Consider the following 1,424-nt stretch of genomic DNA (forward strand, 5'->3'; position numbering starts at 1 on the left):
TTTTCGCCAAAGCAGGTAAGTGGTAAATTCACTTTTCATTCGTGGCTCAAAATTCACGGTTTAGTGTGTCGCAATGCTGTGAGTTTTTTAAATATGCATTTTATGTTACTAATATTTATATAAATCGTACGATTTGTGGTGATGTAAAGCCACATAACAAGTTACTCAAACGGACGCTAAACAGTTGGCTAGCACTCGTTCCTCGTACATTTTAGCCAACAATTTCGCGCCGCTTAGTAAGGCGTTAGGTGAAAAGGAGTTTGATTCTGGCTATGTATAAAAAAGCATTAATTAAAGGTTTAATTAAAACTTTATTCATCTTACTTTTTTTGCCTTGCAGTGTAGTTTATTGCGTGTATTTATATTTTGACACATTATCTATCACTTACTTTACTGCATTAATCCTGTTTGCTTTTGTCGTGTACCTTTTATTAAGACCAAACATAAAACTTAATAGGACACTAAAAAAAATGGACTTAATTGGTAACTCTAAAGATGGGAATACCCAAAGGGATTTAGATGTAGATCTTAATAAAAATTGGGAAAAGGGAATTGGATTAATAGATGATTTACAATATTTTATGTGGGTAAATGCTTCAATAACGGGGTTAGAAATACTTTTAACCTCAGATGCAATTAAAGGAAGTTATATTATTCCATGGACTAATATTCAAATGTTAAAGCATCAACATTATTATTTTGACGACAATCCTGTCGCTCTAATTGAGATTCGATTTGCAAAAAACTCACTTCAACTCTTTACGCCTTGGCGAGAGTCGTTTACAGAATTAGTGCCTGATGTGGTAGGTTTGTCATAATAAAATTCACCTAACAAGGCATTCAAACGGACAAAAAACAGTTGGCTGTTTTCACTTCGTTCAACATTGTAGCCAACAATTTTTTGCCGCTTAATGTGGCGTTATATGCCTATGAAACTTTTATACATTGCTGTCATTTTTGTTATTTCATTTTCTTGTTTTGCAGACCAAAAAGAAGATGTTGCTGTAAAATATTTTGAGTTTTTATTTTTAGAGACCGAATCTATAAATAAAACTAATAATATAATCGCAACTAAACCTTTAGTGTCGTCATTTTATAGTAAAAACGGACATCGTATGATTATCGTATCTGCTTCACTTAGTTCTGGTAAAAGCTTTTATTCCTTAATGAGTGTGAATGAGTTAAATATGGGATTGTTGTCTTGGAAAGCGAGAGGTTATGGTATAACTTCACAGCAAGATATAGAAAATTTCATGTTAAATAATGGCACAATTTACGATTTTACTGGTTGGTAAAAGCATATAACAAGTGACTATGGTGTCAATTCTTAATTATTGATTCATTTTTGGGTCCCAATAGACACCATCTCTCACCATCGAATTTAAGATCACAATCATTTTTCTAACACAGGCAATGATAGCGAT

2 protein-coding genes are annotated in these 1,424 nt (G+C 32.6%); both read left to right on the forward strand.

Annotated features, from left to right (window positions below):
• Positions 1–272: 272 nt before the first annotated feature.
• On the forward strand, positions 273–818 hold the full coding sequence (locus H4J66_RS03960; RefSeq protein WP_182170884.1) for a hypothetical protein: 546 nt from the start codon (positions 273–275) through the stop codon (positions 816–818).
• Positions 819–923: 105 nt separating this feature from the next.
• Entirely contained in the window at positions 924–1,295 is a 372-nt protein-coding gene (locus H4J66_RS03965) for a hypothetical protein (RefSeq protein WP_182170887.1), read from the forward strand.
• Positions 1,296–1,424 lie beyond the last annotated feature (129 nt).

Origin of the sequence: Colwellia sp. MB3u-55 (assembly GCF_014076785.1) — a bacterium.
Taxonomy (GTDB): domain Bacteria; phylum Pseudomonadota; class Gammaproteobacteria; order Enterobacterales; family Alteromonadaceae; genus Colwellia_A.